Genomic DNA, 24,453 nt, shown 5'->3' with positions numbered 1-24,453 from the left:
AAGAAAAACAGACTGATTTCTAGTAAACTAAAAACCAGTCTGCTTTTTTACAATTTTTTATTCATTAACAGGCTTTTTTAAAATTCCTAACATTAAAGCAGTAACTACTGCACCTATAACAATAGCTAATAGATATAAAACTGGGTTACCTTCAACTAAAGGAATAACAAATGCACCGCCGTGTGGTGCGCGTAATCCATTTCCGAAGAACATTGCTAAAGCTCCAGCTACTGCAGAACCAGTGATAATGGAAGGAATAACACGAGCTGGATCGGCCGCTGCAAAAGGAATAGCACCTTCTGTAATAAATGAAGCACCCATAATATAACAAGTAATACCTGCTTCACGTTCACGTTTCGTAAATTTATTTTTGAATAACGTAGTTGCTAATGCAATTCCTAGTGGAGGAACCATACCGCCAGCCATAACTGCAGCATGCGGAGCAAAGTTTCCTGCATCAATCATTGCTATACCAAATGTGAAAGCAGCTTTATTGATTGGACCACCCATATCTACTGCCATCATACCGCCTAATAGTAAGCCTAGAAGTATTAAGTTTCCTGTACCTAAGTTACTTAAGAAGTCACTAATCACACCATTTAATGCACTTACAGGTTGATTTACTACAAAGAACATGATCATTCCAACAGTGAATATACTTAAAACCGGATATAACAGAACGGGTTTAATTCCTTCTAAAGAAGCTGGCATGCCAGATAAAAGTTTCTTTAAAAGTACAACAATATAACCTGCTAAGAAACCAGCAATTAATCCACCCAAGAAGCCTGCGCCACCTTGAGCTGCCATAAATCCACCAACCATACCTGGCGCTAATCCTGGACGGTCAGCAATACTTAATGCAATGAATCCAGCTAATACAGGAATCATTAATCCAAATGCATTTCCGCCACCAATTGTGCTCAATGCTTCAGCAAAGGCGTTATGTGAAGGGTCGTTAGGATCTGATGCATGAATTCCAAACATGAATGATAAGGCAATTAAGATACCGCCACCTACAACAAACGGTAACATATTAGATACACCGTTCATTAAGTGCTTATAAAATCCAGTTCTTTCACCACTGCGATCTTCTTTTTTCGATTCTCCACTTCCTTGATAAATTGGAGCATCTTGATTTACAGCACGATCTAATAATTCTTTTGTTTTACGAATACCATCAGCAACTGGAACAATGATCACATGCTTACCTTTAAAACGTTCCATTTCTACTTGTTTATCTGCAGCTACGATAATCGCTGTGGCTTCTTCTATTTCTGCAGGAGTTAAAACATTTTTAGCTCCACCGGAACCATTCGTTTCTACTTTTAACGATAAGTTCAGCTCTTTTGCTTTTTCTTTTAATGCATCTGCTGCCATATACGTATGAGCAATACCCGTTGGACATGCAGTAACAGCTAATATTTTACCTGTTTTCCCCTCAGTTGGCACAGCTTCATTCTCATCTTCTTGAACATCATATTGGTCGATAATCGCCAACACTTCATCCTCTGTTTTTGCTTGAAGTAACTGATCTCTTACTTCTTGCTTCATTAATATACTTGAGAGTTTTGACAATGCTTCTAAGTGGGTATTGTTTGCGCCCTCTGGAGCAGCAATCATAAAAAACAAATAACTTGGCTGACCATCTAATGATTCATAATCCACACCAGTTGTTGAGCGTCCAAACACAATAGCGGGTTCTTTCACTGCATTTGTTTTAGCATGAGGAATGGCAATACCATCACCAATTCCTGTTGTACTTTGTTTTTCACGATTTAATACGGCTTGCTCGTAAGCCGCTTTGTTTGAAAGCTTACCAGCACGATCTAATACATCAACTAATTCTTTTACAACATCGCCCTTTGATGTTGATTGGATTTCTAATTTTATTGTCCTTTTTGTTAATACTTCTGTTATCCTCATCATTTTTCCCCCTCTATATTTTGACTACTTCTATTTGAGGTAATAACTCTTCTACTTCTTTTTTTGTACAAAGCTCAAGTGAAAATGCTGTTGCACTGCCTGAAGCAACACCAATCTTAAACGCTTCTTCCAGCGATTTATTTTCGGAGAAAGCACTTAAAAATCCACCAACAACTGAATCACCGGCACCAACAGAATTTAATACCTTTCCTTTTGGTACATTTGCTACATAACTGAATTCATCTGTAACTAGAAGTGCCCCTTCACCAGCCATTGAGACAATCACATGCTTTACACCTTGTTGGACAAGTTGCTTCGCATATTTATGTGCATCTTCTACAGATTGAATGTTTGTTTCAAACAATTCCCCTAATTCATGATGGTTCGGTTTAATTAAGAATGGTTTTTCAGATACAACTTCTTTTAGTGCATCACCAGAAACATCTGCCACTACTTTTATCTCTTTCTCTTTACAAATAGTCATGATTTTTTGATAGATAGATGTTGGTAATGTCCCTGGAATACTACCTGCTAAAAGAACAATATCGTCTTGATTCATATGCTGAAACAATTGTAAAAACTGATTTAGCTGTTCTTCTGACACACTAGGTCCCACTCCATTTATCTCTGTCTCAACGTCAGTTTTTAGCTTAACGTTTATTCTTGTATCACCAGAAACGTTTATAAAGTTGTGTTGAATATTCTCCTCAGATAGGAAATCTGCTACAAAAGAACCCGTAAAACCACCTATAAAACCTAATGCGTTAGATTCAACACCTAATCGTTTCAACACACGTGATACATTAATCCCTTTACCACCAGGAAATTTTGAATCTTCCGATGAACGGTTTAACGACCCTAACTCAAATTGTTCAACTCTTACGATGTAATCAACTGATGGATTCAATGTCACGGTATAAATCATGTATTCACTACCTTTATTGCTGTATTTTTTGTATATGGATAAAGGACTTCATCTTCCCCTTCATCCGTTATAATCTTTGCTTCTGAAAGCTGAGCAATTCTTGAAAATGCAATTTCTCCAAATTTGGAATAATCAGCTAAAACATATTTTTCTCTTGAAAGCTTTAGCGCTGTCATTTTCATTGCTGCTTCTTCTGGGTCAGGTGTTGTATAACCTAACTCAACATGTATGCCATTTACTCCTAAAAAACATTTATCAAAACGGTATTGTTCTAATGCCGTTAAAGCACCGCGTCCAATCATAGCACCAGTAGATGGTTTTAAAAATCCACCTATTAAGTATGTTTTTATACCTTTGCTTAAAAGCGGTTCCATAACAGTGAGTCCATTCGTTACAACAACAATTTCTTTTTCAAGTGATAAATAATCAACCATTTGTAGTGTTGTTGTACCTGCATCTAAAAAAATACAATCTCCTTCTTCTATAAGAGCAGCTGCTTCAGCTGCAATCATTTTCTTTTGCTGAAGGTTTTTAGCAGATTTCTCACTAACATTTGGTTCCTTTAGCTTTCCTTGTAAAAGTGCTGCTCCGCCATGAATTCGTTTTAAATATTTATCTTCTTCCAATTGTGTTAAGTCACGACGAATTGTTGACTCTGATGTGTTAGTTAAGTCGACAAGCTCATGTATTTTCACAGAATGTCTTTCTTTTAAAAGATCAAGAATTAGTCGATGACGTTCAGGTGTTAACAAACTAACAACACCTCCTAATTTTTTGTAAGCGAATACATAATCTGCTTACTTTTTCATTATACTTTCATCTCCAGCCAAAATCAATCATATTTTATCAAAAACTATCACTTTTTATCACTATGAACATACAATCCTTTCAAAAACATTCATATATCGAATGATATTTTAATAAAACAATAGGCTGAAGAATCGATGCATTCATTTTATTTGAATGAAATTGATTGTTTTTCGAAAGAATTCAATTGTATTAGTTAAATCAGTCTCTACATTTCAAGAAAAAAACATAATAAAAACCTCCCATAAACAACTAATGGGAGGTTAAAATGTTATTCATATCGTAAAGATTCAATTGGACTTAAGCGGGCCGCTTTATTCGCAGGTAACATTCCAAAAACAATTCCAATAACCATTGAAAATATTAACCCTCCTAAAACAACTTGCCAAGAAATGAGAGGTGGCCATCCAGCAAAGATTGATACAACATTTGCCGCTATTGCTCCTAGTAAAATTCCAATAATTCCACCAATAAGAGTAAGGGTGACCGATTCAATTAGAAATTGAGTAAGAATTTGTCGCTTGGTTGCTCCTAACGCCTTTCTTATACCTATTTCTTTTGTTCGTTCCGTTACGGAAACAAGCATGATGTTCATAACACCTATTCCCCCGACTACAAGTGAAATACCCGCAATTGATCCAATTATTAAAGTCATAATCGTTGTGATTTGTCCAATTCCTTCTGCCATTTCTTCCATATTAAACACTTTATAAGAATCATCTGTATTATGAGTTGTATTTAAAAGAGTTGTTGCCTTTTCTCCAACCTCTTTCATTACGTCAGCATTTGTAGCCTGTAACGTAATTGAATTATATTCATTTTTTCCAAAAGAGTTCCGAAATGTACTCCATGGTACATATACTTCCATCGCCCCGAATGCGAATAAACCTTCTGGCTTCTCTAATACTCCTATAATTTCAATCGGTTGACCATTAATCCAAACAACTTCACCTAACGGCTCAATTTTATCAAACATTTCCTTTTTCAACTCTGAGCTAATAACCCCTACACGTGTGCCTCCAATAAAATCTGCTTCAACCAGATTTCTTCCTGATTCAACCTTCAAGTTATTTACTTCCATATAGGCTTGGTTTATACCATTAACACTAGTATCGGCTGTTTCTTCCCGATATCTTGTTGAAAAGTATTCTGATGAAGCAGCAACAACTTTTTTCACTTCTGGTATATTGCTTAATGAATGAACATCTTCCTGAGTAAAAGCAGCATTCATATAGGCATTTGGGTTTGACAGTAATTCTTCTTCACTTGGTTCATAATAAACTTCAATCGTATTACCAGGACCAGTTATTGAAGTTTTTAGTAATTGCTCTCCACCTTGTCCGATGGCAACAACTAAAATAACCGATGCTACACCGATAATAATTCCGAGCATTGTTAAAATGGACCGCAATTTATGAGCTAATACTGAACTTAATGCCATCTTTACATTTTCAAGTAAGCTCATACTTCTCTCCTCCGCTCTACATCTGAGAGAATGATCCCATCTCTAACTGTTATAATTCTTTTTGCATAATCAGCAACCTCTTGTTCGTGGGTAACAAGTATAACTGTTGTTCCCTCCAAATTTAATTGTGTGAATTGCTCCATTATTGTAATGCTTGTTTTACTATCAAGTGCTCCAGTTGGTTCGTCCGCTAGTATGATTTTAGGGTTATTTACAATTGACCTCGCGATTGCAACACGTTGTTTTTGTCCTCCAGATAACTCATTGGGCAAGTGATTCACCCTCTCGGCTAGCCCAACCTTTTCAAGAGCCTGCTTTGCTCTCTCCTCACGCTCTTTTTTCTTATAACCGGCGTAAACCATAGGAAGCTCTACATTTTTTAGAGCCGTGAGCCGGGGGAGAAGCTGAAATTGTTGGAAAACGAAGCCTATCGATAAATTACGTACCTTAGCTAACATTTCATCCTTATAAGTTGAAATGTCCTCATCACCGAGTAAGTATGTGCCCGAGGTAGGGTTGTCTAAACATCCAATAACGTTCATTAGTGTCGATTTTCCGGAACCAGAAGGACCCATAATCGCTACGAATTCACCTTCGTTAATTGTTAGACTAATTCCTTTAAGAACATCCAATGTATCCTGTCCAACTTTATAGCTCTTAGTAATGGAAGTTAACTCAATCATTTCTCATTCACTTCCATGTTATTTTGCAGTTCATTTGAAGGACTAACAATAACTCTTTCTCCTGTTTCTAACCCTGTTTTGATCTCCATATACTCATCACTTGCTGCTCCTGTTTTTACTATTTTACGAATGGCCTTTCCTTCTTCAACAACAAATACATAATATTCTTCAGCATCCTGTTTAACTGCTTCTAAAGGAACAGCAAGAGCTTTTCTTTTTTCTGTTTGGATATCCATTATTAATTTAAAACCTGGTTTTGCTTTAATACCTTTATCATCAATTGTAACCTCAATTGGATACTGAACAGCACTATCTTCATTACCCATTGCATTTTCACTCTGTTCCGGCAGAAGATTAACCTTACTAACGACACCAACCCATTCCTTTCCTGGTACAACATCAGATCTCAATGTTACAGGTTGCTTCTCCTTAATTTTTAAAGAATCATATTCAGAAATGGATCCCTTTACAATGAGCTCATCAGGTTTTGCAATGTGTAAAATAGCTCCTTGAGTGACTCCTTTTGATGCATCTTTACTAATAGAAAGAACCGTACCAGAAATTTCACTTACAACTTCAAGTTCTCCCAGTTTTTTCTCAATTGTTTCTTTTTGAAGCAGCACTTGTCTAGCTTCGATGTTAGCTAATTTTAAATCTGTTTTTAATTGATCTCTTTCGGCATCAACTTGTTTTTTCGCTTCCTCTTTGCCTACTTGCTTCGTCAAATCCTCCTCTTTTTCATCCAAATCATTTATTTGTTTTTCCACCTGATTAATTCGTAGGTAGGAAGATTCTAGAGATAAAGCATTTTGTTCTTTTTCTACTAATAGCTGCTCATTCTCATAACGAAGTAGAGGTGTTCCTTCTTCCACCTTATCTCCTTCTTTTACAAGAATCTCAGCAACTTTACCACTTTCAGGTGATAAGTAAACTAAACTCTCATTTCTTAGCGAAAGTGTACCGGGAACCATTACATTCCCGGTCATTTCACGTTCTTCAACTTTTATTGTATCAACTGTTAGGTTTTCTTTACTTACTGTTCGAAAAACATTAACTCCAACTAATATAATGATTAAGCATGCAACGCCTATACCTATCCAAATTTTTTTCTTCATCAGAACTGTGCAATCCCTTCAAGAACTCCTCCAATTGCTGCAACAATAAGACCTAAAATAAAGAAGATAATAGCAATTGTATATGCTGCAGGTTTGGAAAGTTGGGCTACTTTCACAAGTCCAAGTGCCAGTAAAACATAATACCAAATTTGAAACACTTCAAATACGCCTAAAACTGCTCCTAAAACTCCATCTGCTCCAACAAAGCTGTTAACACTTGTTCACATAATGTACGGATCTCCACCAATTGTTGTGATAAATCCGGTGAAAATGATTAGTGAAAACATTTGTTTAAATGAAACTGGTGATTTAGCTATTTTGGCAATTCCTAATAAAATTGCTGCAACAACTACAAAGCCAATTGATGTACCAAATAAACCACCAAGTCCCCCAAAAATGATTCCAAACATTTTTGTAAGCTCAAGCTCTTCAGCCGACATAGCTGGTCCTGGTAATGTAGAATAATCCACGTTAAGTGCTGTAAGGACAGCAATAACTGTTCCAAGTATAGACAAAAGAATTAACGGAAGCCAAATGACTGGTTTTTCTCTTAATCTCTCAAATTGTTCTCCCGGTTGAAAAATCATTCCGAATAATGACGGTTTTTTCGTTTTTATTGTTTGTTCTTCCATGTTTCTACCTCCAAAATTTGTCTTCATTACCTAATACGTAGGAGGTATTAAATGGTTTCAAAAAAAAGCAAAAAAATCTTAAGCTACTTGTTTAAAAAAACTAGTAACCTAAGACTTTTTGCTAATAACTTCTCACTAGTGCATTTTCTTCTTTAAATAGATCTTTTCTTGCCACACCAGATTCATAAGCAGCCTTTACCACTGCCTCGCGTACCTTTTCAACAACTTTTTGATTGAATACACTTGGAACAATGTAGGTTTCACTTAACTCATCATCAGAAACTACATTAGCAATAGCTTTTGCAGTAGCAATTTTCATTTCTTCATTAATTTCTGAAGCCCGGCAATCAAGTGCCCCTCTAAAAATACCAGGGAAACAAAGGACATTATTAATCTGATTTGGAAAATCGGATCTACCTGTCGCCATCACTCTAACATATGGTTCAGCTAGTTCTGGATCAATCTCGGGTACAGGGTTAGCTAATGCGAACACAATTGGATCTTTCGCCATTGTTTTGAGATGTTCTACCGTTAACACACCAGGAGCTGAAACTCCGATAAAAACATCTGCTCCTATTATTACGTCAGTTAAGGAACCACTGATATTTTCTGGGTTTGTCATGTATGCAAAGTCTGTCCAATTTTTATTATCGTATGTTTCATTTCTATTAATAGCACCTGCTCGATCAACACCTATGATGTTTTTCACTCCAGCAGCTAGCAGCATTTTTGCACATGCTGTTCCAGCTGCACCTACACCATTCAAAACAACTTTGATTGATTCAATATTTTTACCAGTAAGCTTAAGTGCATTGTAAAGACCTGCAAGTAATACGACAGCTGTTCCATGTTGGTCGTCATGAAAGACAGGTATGTCCATTTCAGTCTTTAATCTTTCTTCGATTTCAAAGCATCTAGGAGAAGAAATATCTTCTAAATTAATACCTCCAAAGGCAGGCGCAATTGATTTTACAATTGAAATAATCTCTTCCGGATCTTTCGTATCAAGACATATTGGGAATGCATCTACATCTGCCATTTGTTTAAACAGCATTGCTTTTCCTTCCATAACAGGCATTGCAGCCAATGGCCCAATATCACCTAGTCCTAAAACTGCAGTTCCATCAGAAACAACCGCAACCGTATTTCGTTTAATCGTTAACGAGTGAGCTTTAAGTGGCTCATCAGCAATGGCGTTACATACCTGTGCGACTCCAGGTGTATAAACTCTAGATAAATCATCTCGATTTTTAATCGGATTTTTTGGAGTGATTTCTATTTTTCCTCCAAGATGTAATAAAAATGTTCGATCAGAAACTGACAAAATCTTTACACCTTCTAGTTGACCGATTTCGTCCATAACAGTTTGACCATGTTGTTGGTTCTTTACTGTTATCGTTATGTCTCGTACCGTTTGTGTTTTACTTGTTGAGATCACATCAATTCCAATTACATCACCACCAGCTTCCCCAATTACCTTAGCAATCTCACTAAACGTAATAAGGTTTTTCTGAAAATGAAGTCTAATAATTATATTCATGCTTGCATTACTAAGTTGAGACATTCGATACCTCCAAATGCTTTATCAATAAAGGGGATATTAGAACGACTAATCTATTTCTTGTACGTAGCGAAAGCCTATAAGCATTTGCGCTTAAAATAAATTAGGTGAATTGGAAGCGTTTTAATATCCTAAATACATTTTATTATAGGTGCTCTTTCCTGTAATCGTTTTGACAATTTATTGCTTTTAATTTTTTCTGTGTATTTTGTTCATTTTATTTACGGTATTAATTTACTTGCAGTAACTGATTTTTTCTCAATTGTATTTCTACCAAAAAATTTTCTTAAGAATAACGGAATGATGAATAAGATAAAAAACACACGAAATAATTGGAAGGCCGCCACCATTGAAACATCCGCATTTACTGTATGAGCTGTGACACCCATTTCAGGTAATCCACCTGGTGCAATACATAGAAATGCTGTAGACATGGAAATAGAGTATAAGCTATGTAATCCGTATGCTAATAAAAGAGCAAACCCTACAATGAGTAATGATGACAAGATCGTAACCGGCAACAAACTTTGCCAATTACCTAGCATATTTGTTTTCATCCCAAGACCTAGGTAGATCCCCAAGCAAAGCTGGGCCAATATGGTCAAAAAATCAGGCACAGATGGAACACTAAACCCAAATACAGTTAAAAGTGCAGAAGAAATAAGTGGACCAATAATCCATGGAGTAGGGCATTTAAAACGAACTGCCAATTTTGTAAAAAAGAAAACAATAACTAAAAAGATTAATAGTTGTATGTAACCGCTTGTATTCATTTGAGAAACAGAATCTTCCACGAAGCTATCGGTGTGAGAGGTAGATAATGCATGGATCGTTAAAAAAGGTACTAGGAAAATAACCGTTAACATCCTCACCGTTTGCATAAATGTAACAATTGTTGGTTCTGAATCAGTAATTTCTTCACTTAAAATAACCATTTGTGATAATCCTCCGGGTGTTGTCCCCATCACCGCACTTGCTACTTTCATTTTTGTGACCTTTGAAATGAACTTAGCCATTACAAGACCAAATCCAACCATTAAAATTGTTGTTATCATCATTGAGGGAAATTGCTCGAGTATTTGCCTAGCACTCTCCGTTGTAAATGATAACCCCATACTAAAGCCCAAAATCATCTGTCCACCGTTACGAAAACCAATTGGCCAATGTAATTTGCGTTTAGTTATCAACTTCCAAAGCATAACTGCACTTAGTGGACCAAGCATCCATGCTAAAGGCAAGTTAAATAGTAAGAAAAGAGTTCCCCCACATACTCCAACAATGACTGTTTCAATAATAAAATAAAGGTTCATTTGCTTGATCAACCTTACTCACCCCTCATAAATCTACGTTCCTAACTTCTGTTACAATAACTAAAAAATGACCCTAATTTGCTACTCTTTTCACATTAACAATGGGAAAAGAGTAATTTAGATAGGGTCATTTTGGTTTCTATTAATTAGCTACTGTTTCTACTAAGTGATCATTATAATAAACAACATGTGAGAGAATACTACTTCCTTTCATGCTCCGTAGTGATTCTTTAGCTTCTAATTCACTTTCATATTCGAACATTTTAATACTTTCATTAGAATAAACAGTAATTACCCACATTTTTTGCTCCCCCAATATCTTTGTTAAAAGGCTAATCGTCAAATCAAAATGGTAAACTTCTATACTAACATTTATAAATAGCAATCTTTTAATAGTATAAAGTTCCCCTTTTAGAAACAGTTGCTAAGACAAGATAAAGTTTTGTAACCTTTCATTCCATATGATAATTCCAGTTACTTTCAAAGTAAATAATACAAATAATTATTTTATTATGTTCATTAAGTGAGTTTTGATCATTTTGTTCACGAGAATCAACTCATCTCATTAACCCCCATTAAACGCTCATACATCTCACTTTGTTGTTCAAGATAGTTAAAGGTATCTTTACTGTCTTTATAAAAACTCTTCCACATATATTCGTCTAGTATTTCTTGCCATTTTTTAGTTTTCACCATTTCACTTAATGTCTTATCCCAAAATGAAATCTCTTCTTTTGTCATATTAGGCGGCCCCATTATTCCTCGCCAATGGCTAAAAACGACGTCTATCCCTTCTTCCTTCCAGGTAGGAATCATCGGAAGTTCCCTTAACCGGCTATCGGCCGAAACTACTAGAAGCTTTACTTGATTTAACTCATAATACTTAATTGCTTCTGATATTGTCATAGTGGCAACATCTATTTGTTTTGCAAGTAATGCATCAACAACCTGTTGACTATTTTCATACACCCGGAAATTAAGCTTTGTTGGCTCTATATCTGCTTGTTTACTAGCCAATACAAAAGAAAGTTGATCATCGTTTCCTAGTCTAGGCGAAACCCCAATTTTAAAAGATTCTGGTGCTGATTCCATCTTTTCCATTAACATTTTTGCACTATTCATTTCAGATTCTTTTGAGACAATAACTGCTTCCCATTCAGTTGCCAATGTTGCGATTGGAGTAAAATCTTTAAATGTTAGCTTACTTTGACCTAGCAAATGATTTGTTATAAGAAGACTTGAATTCATCGCAAGTACTTGTCCCTCTTGCTGACTTAAAAATTTCCACCCTAGTTCTCCACCAGCACCAATTTTATTCACTACTTGGATATCTTCCTCTATGATCCCTTCACTTAAAAGAGTACGTTGCACAGCTCTTGCTGTTAAATCCCATCCTCCACCTTTTGAGCTTGGAGCTATGATTGTTATATCTTCACTTAGCAGAAACTCATTATTCTCTTGTACTGAACATCCAAAAAGGAAAAGGAGAAAATATAAGCAAACATAAAAGATTCTTTTTCTCATCATTACCTAATAAACTCCACCTTTTTTAAAGTACTTTCTCTCTGGTCTTCCTACTATGCCATATTCATGTTTTGATTTACATTCATCAATTGAGACGAGATACTCCAAGTACCTTCTTGCAGTTGTTCTTGAAGCACCCATTCTTTCCCCCATCTCTTCAATCGTAACACCACCTTTAAAAGCGTTGAGAACCTCAATTACCTTTTGTAGCGTTATTTTATCGACCCCGGAAGGTAAATCTTTTTGATTTAGTGTTTGTTGATTTCCTTTTGTAAAATATTGATCAATGAAGACTTGAGTTACTTCATCTTGACTATAAAATAATTTCCTTCTATTTTTATAGTTTTCAATTGTTTCAATAAATTTTTCCATCGTTACAGGTTTTAATAAATAATGAAATACACCTTGTCTTATAGATGTTTCAAGCATGTCTTTTTCAGTTGCAGCCGTGATCATGATTACGTCGGTGGTAGGATATCGCTCTCTAATTTTAGGTAATATATCTATACCTAATTCATCTGGTAAATATATATCAAGTAAAAGCAGATCAACTTTATTTTCATTCAACAACTTCATCGTGTCATTTGCATTTAGTGCCTTTCCTACTAATTGAACGTCTGCTATCTTCTTTAGAAATTGCTCCTGAACCTGGGCAATTCGAAAATCATCTTCTGCAATTAGTACGTTAATCATTTGAACCTTCTCCTTAATCTTTACTTAACTCCCTTTGGAAGAAACACTGTGAAAATTGCCCCTCCTTCTTTGCCATTAATTACATCAATATTTCCGTTTAAGGCATCTACAATGCGTTTTACATTATATAGTCCATACCCTCTATTTTCACCTTTAGAAGAAAAGCCAACTGCAAAAAGTGTATCAAATTGTTCTTTTGATAACCCTTTGCCGCTATCAGTTACCTCTATAATAATTTCATTTCCGAGGTTTGTTATAGAAAATGAAACGTTTCTCTTATCTTGAAAAATGACTGATTCAAAAGCATTGTCAATTAAATTTCCAATAATTGTGATGATCTCTGTAACTCCAATATGTTTTGGAAGAGGATCTACATAACTTTCAGGGTCTATTTCAAAATGAATCTTCATCTCTGACGCTCTTCCCAATTTACCTAATAAGATTGCCTGGATATTAAGGTCTTGAATTTGATTAAACAAAAGTTTTGTTTGGTGATGATGGATCGTTGATTCTTTATTTATAAAATCAAGTGCATCTTGATATTTTTCTAGTTGTAATAAACCGGATAATAAATATAATTTGTTTGCATACTCATGTGTTTGTGCTCGAAGGCCTTCTGAATAGGTACGAACTTCTGAAATTGTATCTATTAATTTCTTTAATTCTGTTTTATCACGAAAACTTAAAACCACTCCAACAACTTGTTCAACAACTTGTTCTTGTTCAATGATAGGAATGAAATTAAAAATATACATTTTATCATGAAGAAGCAGTTCTACATTATGGATATCCTGTCCAGTTTCCAATACAAGATCAATTTTGATATTAGGTAAAATATCATGAATATGTTGATTAATGAAATGTTTTTCACAAATGTTTAACATATCTGATGCAGATAGATTAATCATTGTAATGAGCCCTCTTTCATTAATAGCAATAATTCCTTCTTTAATAGAAGAAAGTATCGCATTTCTTTCTCGGAATAAAGATGAAATTTCATGAGGTTCTAATCCGAGAGTATCTTTTCTAATATTGTTTGTTAAGTAAATCCCACCGATGATTCCTAAAATGAATACTCCAAGAGAAGCAAATATAATAAATTTTATTTTCTTATATAAATTGTAAAGAAGGTCTTTCTCTAAAAATTCAACAGATACTGTTCCAATAACTTGACTATATGTACTATAGTCAGCAATGATTGGAACTTTTCCAACAATAACACGCCCCTGTTCTCGATCTATTTCAAAGCTACTAGATCCACCAAAAATTAAAGCTTGGTCATTTGTGTGATTAGAGTTTCTTTGTCCAACTAATTTCAAATCTGAATGAGAGTAAATGATCCGTTCACGGTTCTCAATTACTATATTTGAAGCATTTGCCTGATCTTTAACTTGTTCGGCAATTGGTCGAAATATTTCCTCCAAGTTATCTTCTTTAATTGCCTCGTAAAGCTCTGGCATTAAAGAAATCGTTTTTGCTGTTTGCAACACGAGCAGCTCTGCTTGAGTTCTTGAATCAACGTATAATATATACGAGAAAATACCAGCTAAAAGCAAAATGATCACTAATAGCAGGACGCTTATCAGTGACAATACTTTAAATTGCAATGAAATTTTATTTTTCCCTCTCATTTCCATATCCTTTTTAATCATAAATTAAATCATTTTAAAGATTATACCATCATCTTAACATCTTATTTTAACTATATTTACTTTTAAAAGAGCTAGAGTAACTCTCTAGCTCTCACATGATTTTATATAGAGATTACACCTACAATAATTGAAACAATTAACATGGTAAGCGAAGTACCAACAGTCCATTTTAACGTAAATTTTTGAAAGTCACCAAACTCTACTTTTGACATACCAACTAACAAATACGTTGAAGCAACTAAAGGACTTAACAAATGAACGGGTTGACCAACTAATGATGCACGAGCAATTTCAACTGGATTGATTCCATAACTAGTAGCAGCTTCAGCAATGATTGGTAGCATACCAAAATAATATGCATCGTTTGACATAAAAAAAGTAAAGGGCATACTAGTCAATGCTGTAATAATCGGTAGATAAGAGCCTAATGCATCTGGAATTAAAGCAACAAGACTGTTTGCCATTGCGTCCACCATCTTCGTGCCTGATAGAATGCCAGTAAATGCACCAGCAGCAAAAACAAGTGATACAACAGCTAAAACGTTTCCAGCATGTGCTTTAATACGTTCCTTTTGTTCTTCTAAATTAGGGTAGTTAATCACAATTGCAAGTGCAAAGCCAATCATAAATAAAGCGGGCAGAGGCATAATTCCCATGATTAAACCTAAAAGAAGGAGTACAGTTAATGCAAAGTTGATCCATATTAATTTTGGACGTTTTTCTGATTGCACTTCTGATGCTGCTGCTTGTTGATGAAACGCGATTAACTGTTGCTGTGGTAGTTGATCTAATTCTAAAGTTCCAACACGTTTTCTTTCTTTAACTCCAAATAAGTATGCAACAAAGATAACCCATATAGCTCCACCTATCATTGCAGGAACAAGTGGTACAAACACTTCTGACATATCTAAATTTAAAGCACTAACTGCGCGGGCAGTTGGTCCTCCCCATGGCGTAAGATTTGTTACACCAACACTCATGATCGCTATACATGGAAGAATTAATGGATTCATTTTTAATCGTTGATACAGTGGAAACATAGCCGAAATTGTAATCATATAGGTTGTTGTCCCATCTCCATCTAAGGATACAACTAATGCTAACACTGCAGTTCCGATAATAATTTTTAATGGATCACCTTTAACAGCCTTTAAAATTGCCCCTACAACAGGTTCAAATAAACCAGCATCAATCATTATACCAAAATATAAAATCGCAAACATAAGCATAACACCGGTAGGAGCTAATTGATTTATGCCATCTATTAGCATTGGTCCTAATTCACTCGCAAACCCTCCAACAATTGCAAATATAACGGGAATAAGAATTAAAGCAATTAAAGCTGATAGTCTACCAGTCATAATTAAAAACATAAACACAAATACCATTAGAAAACCTAATATTGCTAACATAATACCCCCCCATATCTGAACGCGCTTACAAAATGTAATAATTAGAATTCTTTGTTATTTCCAACTATAAATGAAGGGTAAATGGGGGTAAATATTATGGTTGATTTATCCTTAAAAACCTATTTGTATGTATAAATCTTTTCGAACAATTAATATGTTTTGTTCATTTAATTCACGAAGTTTTTTTAAAATTTTAATTTCACTTTTTTTTTTATGAATGAAAAAAGCACCCATTTTGGGCGCCTTTCAAGTATAAATCCATAAAAACTATTATTCTCATTCGATATCTATAGAATTATCCCACTTCTAACATAGTAAATTGAGCTTTGACCAATCCATAGTAAACACCCTCTTTCTCCATTAGTTGTTCATGATTTCCTTGCTCCATAATTTCACCATGATCCAAAACAATAATATTATCAGCCTCACGAATTGTTGAAAGTCGATGGGCAATCATTATTGCAGTTCTTCCACTCAGGAGGGTTTTCAGTGCTTGTTGAATTTTCACTTCTGTTTCAGTATCAATACTTGCAGTTGCTTCATCAAGTATAATAATGGTTGGATCTGCAAGTAGTGTCCGAGCAAAAGAAATAAGTTGTCGTTCACCTACTGACAATACATTTCCTCTTTCCTCTACTTCTGTTAAGTAACCACTAGACAAACAGCATATGAAATCATCCGCACCAACTGCTTTCGCAGCATTTACCACCTGTTCGTCCGAAGCTGTTGGGCAACCGAACCGAATATTATCCATAATTGTGCCTGAAAAGATAAATGTATCTTGAAGAACAACACTGATACGTGATCTTAATTCACTGATTGGTAAATTTTTAATATTTATATCATCAATTTTTACACTTCCCCCAGTTGCATCATAAAAACGACTAATTAAATTGGCGATTGTTGTTTTTCCAGAACCTGTATGGCCAACCAATGCAACTGTTTGCCCCGCTGAGATTGATAAAGAGATCTTGTTGAGTGCTTTTCTAGAAGAATCATAGGCAAATTCCACTGATTCAAAATCAATTTTACCCTTCATACTCTTAAGGTTGGTCGGATTATCCGAATCAGCAACATTCGGTTTTTCATCAATAAATTCAAAAATTCTTTCTGAAGAAGCCATTCCCATTAGCAATTGATTATATACCTGGCCTAGTCTCGAAATTGGTTCCCAAAACATTCCTAAGTAAAAAGCAAAAGAAACAAAAGTTCCGATTGTAATTGATTCATTTGCTATCAGGGTTGCTCCATAAGCAATTAAAATAGCTGTACCAATTGCGTTTGTCATCTCAACAATTGGTGTAAACATTGCATTGCGTTTGGTAGCATTTTGCCATGACCCAAAATTCTCCGAGTTAACTCCATCGAAATATTCAATGTTTTCTTTTTCTTGTGTAAATGATTGAGTCACTCGGATTCCCTGAATTGATTCATTCAGATGTGAATTCAGTTTTGATTGCTTTAATCGTACAGTTTGCCAAGAACGACGTATTTTTTTTCGTAGACTGGTAGAAATGAAAAACATAAGTGGCACAATAACCATAATTGCTAAAGTGAGTTGAGGACTAAGAGTAAACAAAAGTACTACAACCCCGATTAAGAGGATGAAATCCATTAACAGGTTGATTACCCCACTAGTAAATAGCTCCTGAAGGGAATTAATATCATTCATAATTCGAACTAGGATAGAACCTGCGGAACGCTGATCAAAAAATCTGTGAGACAATGACTGAACATGGGTAAATATATGCTTTCTAATATCATAGATTACATTTTGACCAAGCATGTTCATCCACCTGATTCGAAATGTGTTGGCTATGTAAGATACAAGATAGAGAAAAGAAATTGTCGTAACTAAGATAATGAGAAGCTTGATATCTTTATTTGCAATTGCGTAATCTAGTGTATATTTCCCTATTAATATAGGTGCCACGAGACGGACCACTGCAAAAATGAGGACAGCAATAAATGCTGCAGGAAGTAATGTTCTGGAATACGGTTTCAAGTAACTTAGTAATCTCCACATTTGCTGCCAATTAAATGGTTTATCTATAACCGTTTCTGTGGAGTAATGAAATCTTTCCTTAATTTTTTCTTTTATATCTTTGTTTCTCATATCATCACCTACCCTGCTGTTGAGTGTAGAACAGCTTTTTGATCTTTATATTGAATATTATAGATTCGTTTGTAATAACCTTCTTGCTGTAGAAGCCTTTCATGAGTTCCTCTCTCAATAATTGAGCCACTATCAAGAACAAGAATCTCATCAGCATGCTTCAGAGAAGAAATACGATGGGCAATGATAAATGTCGTTCGACCCTTCATCACTTCTTTTAATGCTTGTTGAATATGAGACTCTGTCGTCATATCTACAGCACTTGTTGCATCATCTAAAATAAGAATGCGTGGATCCATGCAAATTGCTCTGGCAATTGCAATTCTTTGCTTTTGTCCTCCTGAAAGCCCGAGTCCTCTTTCACCTAACATCGTATCGTATCCGTCTTTCAGTTCCATAATGAAATCATGTGCCTGCGCACGTTTTGCTGCATCAATAATTTCATCTATCGTGGCATCTGGTCTTCCGTAAGCTATATTTGATTTAATTGTGGATGAAAATAAAAATGATTCTTGTAAAACCACTCCTATATTTGAGCGTAATGCTTTTAATGAATAATCACGAATATCTTCTCCATCAATTAAAATTTGACCACTTGTTGGTGTATAAAACCTTGTCATCAATTGAGTCAAACTTGTTTTTCCAGAACCAGTTGAACCAATTAACCCGATTGTTTTTCCCTTTGATGCCTGAAAAGTTAGTTGATGTAATGCTAGTGATTCTTCCTCTTTATAACGTAAACTTACATTGCAAAAGGTTACATCTCCATTTATTTTAGTATCGGGAAGGATATTTTCTTGATCTCGAATGCTTTCCTCAGCCTCTAAAATTTCAAGTAGTCGCTCTCCTGATGCCTTCGATTGCGAAAATAAGTTAATAACAAATCCTAAGTGCATGATTGGGTTCATTAAATACCAAACTAAACTGAAAAAAGCAACAAGCTCACCAGGTTGCAGGCCTCCTTGAATAACAAGTACACTTCCGTATGCAAGCAATGCGACAACACATATATTTCCGATTAACTCCATGAGAGGGAAAAATTTCGCCCAAACAAAGGAGGTTGTTAATGATTTTTCTTTGTAATTGCCGTTTGCTTGGTTAAACTTTGATATTTCAAAATCCTCACGAGAAAGTGCCTTAACCGTTTGTATTCCACTAATATTTTCTTGCACATTCGTGTTTAGCTTTCCAAATGATTCACGAATGTTCCGAAAAGCTGGATGTACACGTTTATCAAAATGATATACAGCCACCGCTAGAAAAGGTAAAGCAGCAATCGTTACTAACGTTAACGGTACGGAATAAATAAACATAACTGTTAATGTTCCGCATATTAATAGTAAAAATCGAACAAGCTCAGAAAAACCGAACGATAAAAAGAAACGAAACCCTTCTACATCAGCAGTCAATCGGGACATTAAATCACCCGTTTTAGCATTATCATAGTAAATAAAAGGCAATCGCTGTAACTTTTCATATAAAGCATTTCTAAGTCTGTAAACTGACTGTATCCCAAACATATCTCCTAAATATTGATGAAAAAATGCAGATACCCCTTTTACCACCATCAATGATAAAAAACCAACCACAATCCATGGAATATACTCATATTGTTTCTTTAATACAATTTCATCGATTGTTAATTGCAAAACAATTGGATAAATAACCGTAATGCCTGTAATAAATAAGACAAAAAACAATGACCATAAGAAATACTTTCTGTATGGCCAATAAAAGCTTTTTAATTTTTTAAACGTTTCCATACTTCCCCTCCCCACAGTTGTTTACCATCACATTACCTATAGATATAACGTAATACGTTTAAATATATCGACAATCGAAATAATTATCCATACATTTTCCTTAATTTTCTAAAAATATATCCTTTGAAGGAATCTACCTCCTTCTAGTGGACGAAAGAACTAATACCTTTGAACGAAAAAAGATGCTTATTGGTTAGTGGAATCTCAACTAACCAATAAGCATCTTTCTAAAAAACACCTTATAATTTTGCCTCTTTAAGAACAGACTGTATAAATTTAGCCTTTGCACCAGCATACTCATTTCCATTAGTCCATTCTTTTTTCGATAATTTCTTTTTCAAGCTTTCATATTCTAAAAGATGCTCTTTCGATTGTATAAGAAAATCACGAAATAAAAGATGTTCCTCCCACCATTGACTATCTAAAGGTACTGTATGTATATGAGCTATTCGATGTTGATGGGGAATCTCCATAAAATTCTCAGTCGTTAATACACGTGGATATAACTCGGCATAAACTTCTTTAACCACAATAAAAAAACGTCGAAACGGCAGCTGTTTATCATAAATTGATACATAAACATAAGGAGGTTGTGATAACGCATCAACAACCTTTTCAAGCTGACTTTCCTCTCTAACACCAATCATGATATCGATTATTGGTTTTGCTGATAAACCAATTATTGATGTACTTCCAATATGTTCAATCATTGGTTTAAGAAAACCTAGTTTAGATTGTAACATTTCCTTTTCAATCAGGTATTTTTGCGGCCATTTCGGATCATATTCTGACAATGAAACCTTCATATTCTTCTTCTCCTTCTAAACTTGTCTTATGTGAATAATCTTTACTAAGGACTGTTTTTATTGTCCTCTTTTAAAGTAATGAATAGATTGGAGATAATAGCATGCTAAAACAATTTCTACAATTCGCCATAAGAGGGAATGCAATTGACCTAGCAGTAGGAGTAATTATCGGAACGGCTTTTGGAAAAATCGTTAGCTCATTAGTTGATGATCTTGTCATGCCAGTAATAGGTGTACTTTTAGGCGGCATAAATTTGAAGGATTTCTCTTTACCTTTTGGAGCATCAGTTATTCAATATGGATCATTCTTACAAACTGTATTAGAATTTTTAATCATAACATATAGTATTTTCTTCTTTGTCCAACTATTTTATAAGCTCCGGAAATTAGACAACGACAAGCCTTTTGGTCAAACTAAAACTAACACTGAACTTCTACTGGAAGAAATACGTGATTTGCTAAAAGAAAAAAAGGATGACGAATAAATGAATCAAATTGCCATTAGGAACTTCTTAATTTAAAATATTTTCTTTATTCCATTAGCTTCATCAACTAGTTTCATTATTTCATTATCCGTCATTAAGTATCCGTGACACTCCATTAAAGCTTTTTGGACCTCATCCGTTAATCGGTCTAAATTATATGCACAAACACCGATTATATCCATTTCCGGCATTAACCTGTCTACTTCAAATTCAAATTCTTTCAATGTGCTATTAATATGTTTTTGAGTCGGCCATTCCACGTGACCCCAACACCTTATTTTCAAATTTTGATCAAAATAGGGATCTAATGTGTTAAAAAAGTAGTTTAGAATTGTTACTGTGTGGAAATTACCTGTGGAACAATAGAAATCAAAATTACTAATTTGGTGGACTCTCTTTATTTCATCTGCTTCTAATATATTTTTTAGTTTTTGTGATATTAAATGATTAATAGGCTCATTTTCAACAAACAAAACATATTCATTGTTTTTTATACCACTAATTATAAATTCAACAGCGTTTTGAACATAATCATCCAATTTCTCCGTAAAATACAGAATGTGACCTCCACCATTTTCATTTAATTTATATGTAAATTCAGCCATATTTTTTATCATATATGTTATTTTCTCCTTACCTTCAAACTGTTTAATCTATAGTAAGTCTCACATATAATAGTACAACAATTTCGTTGAAAAAGGTTATCAATTCTAAATAATATAACAAAATTAGTCATGATCTGCCGTTTGTTTAGCTTAAAATAAATGTTTTAAACATAATTATAGAGGTGGACTAGCATTATTTTATTCTATTTCTCTATTGTCTGTACCGTTAATCTTGACTACGACCAAATTGATGGTATTCTTGTCCTAACAATTAACATCAAATATGATAAACTAAGTATTATTTTTTGATAGGGATGTGAAGCTTTTGAAGAAATTTAAAATTGTGCTACCTGTAATGATCATAGTGTTTATTTTTGCGATTAGAGTACTTGACCAAAACTATGGTAGCGCTATTTCCATACAAATCCGAACGTTGATTTCTTTAGGTGGGGCTCTTTTTTCCGGCTTAATTACGTATTTTCTCTTTCCCAGTAATGAAAACCAAAAAAATTGATAGTAGTTTCCAACCATATATAGGGAACTGTTCATCTAACGTCTCATTAGAGCTTGATTACATACCGTCAAGCTCTTTTAATCTCCCTAATTCCGGTAATCACTAGCTACGATCGTATGTATGGTGAGTTTTTGCTATAGATAATACTTCTTTAGGCGTAACTTGACTCCAAGCTAGTTTTAAAAATGCTTCATAATGCTCAATAACCTTAAGTTGAAAAACTTAAAAAGCCAGCTGCAACTTCAGCTGACTTTTTAACAATCACTTATACTTTAAAGCGATCAATAATTGATTGTAGTTCTTCAGCCATTCCAGTTAAGGCTTTTGAGGCAGCTGTAATTTCCTCCATTGAAGCAAGTTGTTGCTCAGTTGTAGCCGCTACTTCTTCAGATGTTGCTGAACTTTCTTTTGCAATAATAGCTAGCTCATTGGCTGATGCTGTAACTTCTTGAATGGCAGCTGTTATTTGCTGTACAGTTGCTGAAACTTCTTCAATTTGTGGAGTCATAGTGTTCATTCTATTTAATATCGAATCAAATTTCTCAGATGTTTCTGTTGAGATTGTTAATCCCTGCTCTGCATTTTTAGATACCTCGCCCATTACCTGTACGGAATGATTTGTGTCTTTTTGTATAGATAAAATTAGTGTAGAGATCTGACCAGCTGATTGTTGAGATTGTTCTGCTAATTTGCGCACTTCATCAGCTACTACTGCAAATCCTTTTCCATGTTCACCGGCTCTTGCTGCCTCAATTGCGGCATTTAATGCAAGTAAATTTGTTTGATTAGCAATTTCAGAAATAGCATCTAGGATCTTTCCAATTTCCTGTGATCTTTTGGATAATGATTGAATGACCTTATTTGATTCAGTCACGGAAGCATGAATAAACTTCATTTGCTCCAAGCTATCTTTTACAAATTTCCCACCAACTTCTGCCTCACTGACAGTTTCTTGTGCTATATCAGAAACATTTGATGAGCTAGATGAAATTCTTAGAATTCCTTGTAGCACTTCATCTAATGCAGCATTATTTGCATCAATTTTAAATGTTTGGCTTTCGGCTCCACTAGCTACCTGTTGGATTGCTTCTGTTACTTGTTTAGTTCCAGCTGTCGATTGGTCTGCACTAGCAATCAACTCTTCAGAAGATGAACTCACCCTTTCTGATGCTGTTTGGAGACTTACAACCACTGCACGTAAATTTTCGACCATTTTGTTAAAGCTCTTGGACAATTGTCCTACTTCATCATTAGAATTAATGTTAATATCAACCGCTAAATCTCCATTAGCAATTTTTTCTGAAGAAGCAACTAAAATACGAATTGGTTGTAAAATAGAACGTATAATAACAAAAATAACAATAGCTCCGAGAATAGAGGATAGTACTACAGCTAATGTTTTTAAAAAGATTCCTTTAGCGGCTTCTGAGATTTCACTAGTATACATCGTACCAGCAATTTTCCAGCCTGTTAGTTCATTTGTAATAAAATCCATTTCCTTCGCTTTACCATCTATAGTATAGGAAAATTCACCAGTATTACTTTTAAATAAATTTCCTACCCAATCACCCGTTACCTTTTCACCTTGCTTAGAAGGATGAATTAAGTAAGTTTGAGTTTCATCAACAATTGTTACGTAGCCCTCTTCCCCAACCTTCACTACACTTATCATATCTTTCAGTACATTTAAGTTCACATCAACAGCCACTACACCTGAACCATCATTTAAAACTTTAGCAAATGTAACTGATGTTTCATTTGTATTAGCATCGATATACGGATCTGTAATAACAACTTCTCCTTTATTCTCCATTGCCAACGTATACCAAGGACGATCACGTGGGTCATAATCATCGGGGAGTTGAAGTGTTGGTGAAACAATCATTTCACCCGTATCTGTTCCAATATAAATTGCTTGTGCTCCTGGTTTTGTTTCAATATATTGATTAAATTTCAATTTAATTTTCGAAATTTCCTCGATATCAATTTTTGCATTAGCCGTTTTTGCTGTCTGAGCAAAATATTCAATGTCCTTTTCTATAGGAATTAGCTGTGAATTCATAGAAGAATCAATTAGTTGCACACTTTCCTTAGCTGTTTGAAGCATGCTATCTTGTAATTCAGATTTTGCAGATTGATAAGAGATAAATCCTATAGCAAGACTTGGTACAAGTAAAATGCATGCGAAGGCAATGATTAATTTTTTTCTAATCGTGAGATTTCTGTCAATACCTTTTAATACATTATTCTTTAAAACATGACGGATTTTCATGATGTTCTTTCTCCCTTTCTCGTCTCTATTACTCTTTGTAAAATAATAAAACTGCCCACATGATAAAAATAAGGACAGCTCACTAAAAAGTTTAAAGTTAATCATATCTGCAACTGGCTAGCATAAAATGATAAGCCCCTTTAGTTTTGCGTCCCATTTTTTCAAATGGTTTGCCCAATTTTATATTATA

At 34.7% G+C, this 24,453-nt stretch carries 21 protein-coding genes and 1 riboswitch; of the genes, 1 reads left to right on the top strand and 20 read right to left on the bottom strand.

Features of this window, described 5'->3' with window-relative positions:
* Positions 1 to 57 precede the first annotated feature (57 nt).
* The 18 genes from LPC09_RS08640 to LPC09_RS08555 all read right to left on the bottom strand — a co-directional run bounded on the left by LPC09_RS08640 (position 58) and on the right by LPC09_RS08555 (position 20,387).
* Positions 58 to 1,923, bottom strand: a complete 1,866-nt coding sequence (locus LPC09_RS08640) for a PTS fructose transporter subunit IIABC (protein WP_231309427.1) — start codon at positions 1,921 to 1,923, stop codon at positions 58 to 60.
* Positions 1,924 to 1,936: 13 nt separating this feature from the next.
* The gene (gene pfkB, locus LPC09_RS08635) at positions 1,937 to 2,848 is read right to left on the bottom strand and encodes a 1-phosphofructokinase (RefSeq protein ID WP_231309426.1); all 912 of its coding nucleotides are present in this window, start codon (positions 2,846 to 2,848) and stop codon (positions 1,937 to 1,939) included.
* Positions 2,845 to 3,600, bottom strand: coding sequence for a DeoR/GlpR family DNA-binding transcription regulator (locus tag LPC09_RS08630; RefSeq protein WP_231309425.1), 756 nt, complete (start codon positions 3,598 to 3,600; stop codon positions 2,845 to 2,847). The genes pfkB and LPC09_RS08630 overlap by 4 nt, the downstream gene beginning before the upstream one ends.
* Positions 3,601 to 3,926: 326 nt before the next feature.
* The gene (locus LPC09_RS08625; protein WP_098798052.1) at positions 3,927 to 5,120 is read right to left on the bottom strand and encodes an ABC transporter permease; all 1,194 of its coding nucleotides are present in this window, start codon (positions 5,118 to 5,120) and stop codon (positions 3,927 to 3,929) included.
* Positions 5,117 to 5,803: an ABC transporter ATP-binding protein gene (locus LPC09_RS08620; protein WP_231309424.1), complete on the bottom strand. Its 687-nt coding sequence runs from the start codon at positions 5,801 to 5,803 to the stop codon at positions 5,117 to 5,119. The genes LPC09_RS08625 and LPC09_RS08620 overlap by 4 nt, the downstream gene beginning before the upstream one ends.
* Positions 5,800 to 6,918: an efflux RND transporter periplasmic adaptor subunit gene (locus tag LPC09_RS08615; RefSeq protein ID WP_098798050.1), complete on the bottom strand. Its 1,119-nt coding sequence runs from the start codon at positions 6,916 to 6,918 to the stop codon at positions 5,800 to 5,802. Before LPC09_RS08615 ends, LPC09_RS08620 begins: the two co-directional genes overlap by 4 nt.
* The gene (locus LPC09_RS08610; protein WP_231309423.1) at positions 6,918 to 7,076 is read right to left on the bottom strand and encodes a hypothetical protein; all 159 of its coding nucleotides are present in this window, start codon (positions 7,074 to 7,076) and stop codon (positions 6,918 to 6,920) included. Before LPC09_RS08610 ends, LPC09_RS08615 begins: the two co-directional genes overlap by 1 nt.
* A gap of 63 nt (positions 7,077 to 7,139) precedes the next feature.
* The gene (locus LPC09_RS08605) at positions 7,140 to 7,550 is read right to left on the bottom strand and encodes a YknW family membrane protein (RefSeq protein WP_231309422.1); all 411 of its coding nucleotides are present in this window, start codon (positions 7,548 to 7,550) and stop codon (positions 7,140 to 7,142) included.
* Positions 7,551 to 7,671: 121 nt separating this feature from the next.
* Positions 7,672 to 9,114 (bottom strand): NAD-dependent malic enzyme, encoded by a 1,443-nt coding sequence (locus tag LPC09_RS08600; RefSeq protein ID WP_098798048.1) that lies wholly within the window; start codon positions 9,112 to 9,114, stop codon positions 7,672 to 7,674.
* A 218-nt stretch (positions 9,115 to 9,332) separates the two neighbouring features.
* Positions 9,333 to 10,433, bottom strand: a complete 1,101-nt coding sequence (locus LPC09_RS08595; RefSeq protein WP_098798047.1) for an AbrB family transcriptional regulator — start codon at positions 10,431 to 10,433, stop codon at positions 9,333 to 9,335.
* A 130-nt stretch (positions 10,434 to 10,563) separates the two neighbouring features.
* Entirely contained in the window at positions 10,564 to 10,722 is a 159-nt protein-coding gene (locus tag LPC09_RS08590; protein WP_176551121.1) for a hypothetical protein, read from the bottom strand.
* A 251-nt stretch (positions 10,723 to 10,973) separates the two neighbouring features.
* Complete coding sequence (locus tag LPC09_RS08585; RefSeq protein ID WP_098798094.1) at positions 10,974 to 11,945, bottom strand: tripartite tricarboxylate transporter substrate binding protein; 972 nt, start codon at positions 11,943 to 11,945, stop codon at positions 10,974 to 10,976.
* Between the two features lie 6 nt (positions 11,946 to 11,951).
* Positions 11,952 to 12,638 carry a response regulator transcription factor gene (locus LPC09_RS08580; protein WP_098798046.1) on the bottom strand — a complete coding sequence of 229 codons (687 nt, stop codon included), beginning with the start codon at positions 12,636 to 12,638 and terminating at the stop codon, positions 11,952 to 11,954.
* 20 nt (positions 12,639 to 12,658) lie between these two features.
* Entirely contained in the window at positions 12,659 to 14,269 is a 1,611-nt protein-coding gene (locus LPC09_RS08575) for an ATP-binding protein (RefSeq protein WP_098798093.1), read from the bottom strand.
* Between the two features lie 122 nt (positions 14,270 to 14,391).
* The gene (locus LPC09_RS08570; protein WP_231309421.1) at positions 14,392 to 15,702 is read right to left on the bottom strand and encodes a CitMHS family transporter; all 1,311 of its coding nucleotides are present in this window, start codon (positions 15,700 to 15,702) and stop codon (positions 14,392 to 14,394) included.
* 295 nt (positions 15,703 to 15,997) lie between these two features.
* Positions 15,998 to 17,818 carry an ABC transporter ATP-binding protein gene (locus LPC09_RS08565; protein ID WP_098798044.1) on the bottom strand — a complete coding sequence of 607 codons (1,821 nt, stop codon included), beginning with the start codon at positions 17,816 to 17,818 and terminating at the stop codon, positions 15,998 to 16,000.
* Positions 17,819 to 17,826: 8 nt separating this feature from the next.
* Positions 17,827 to 19,581 carry an ABC transporter ATP-binding protein gene (locus LPC09_RS08560; protein WP_231309420.1) on the bottom strand — a complete coding sequence of 585 codons (1,755 nt, stop codon included), beginning with the start codon at positions 19,579 to 19,581 and terminating at the stop codon, positions 17,827 to 17,829.
* Between the two features lie 239 nt (positions 19,582 to 19,820).
* Complete coding sequence (locus LPC09_RS08555) at positions 19,821 to 20,387, bottom strand: GrpB family protein (protein WP_098798043.1); 567 nt, start codon at positions 20,385 to 20,387, stop codon at positions 19,821 to 19,823.
* 101 nt (positions 20,388 to 20,488) lie between these two features.
* Here LPC09_RS08555 and mscL point away from each other — a divergent pair, with 101 nt between their 5' ends.
* Positions 20,489 to 20,872 (top strand): large conductance mechanosensitive channel protein MscL, encoded by a 384-nt coding sequence (gene mscL / locus LPC09_RS08550; protein WP_231309419.1) that lies wholly within the window; start codon positions 20,489 to 20,491, stop codon positions 20,870 to 20,872.
* 32 nt (positions 20,873 to 20,904) lie between these two features.
* Here mscL and LPC09_RS08545 read toward each other — a convergent pair whose 3' ends face one another.
* Positions 20,905 to 21,489 (bottom strand): MEDS domain-containing protein, encoded by a 585-nt coding sequence (locus LPC09_RS08545; RefSeq protein ID WP_231309418.1) that lies wholly within the window; start codon positions 21,487 to 21,489, stop codon positions 20,905 to 20,907.
* 767 nt (positions 21,490 to 22,256) lie between these two features.
* Complete coding sequence (locus LPC09_RS08540) at positions 22,257 to 24,263, bottom strand: methyl-accepting chemotaxis protein (RefSeq protein ID WP_231309417.1); 2,007 nt, start codon at positions 24,261 to 24,263, stop codon at positions 22,257 to 22,259.
* A gap of 105 nt (positions 24,264 to 24,368) precedes the next feature.
* A riboswitch (cyclic di-GMP riboswitch) is annotated at positions 24,369 to 24,448 on the bottom strand.
* Between the last annotated feature and the right edge of the window lie 5 nt (positions 24,449 to 24,453).

The organism is Metabacillus sp. B2-18, from assembly GCF_021117275.1.
Classification (GTDB): Bacteria; Bacillota; Bacilli; order Bacillales; family Bacillaceae; genus Metabacillus.
Note: the sequence above shows the minus strand (reverse complement) of the source record. Positions and strands in the feature narration are given on the sequence as shown.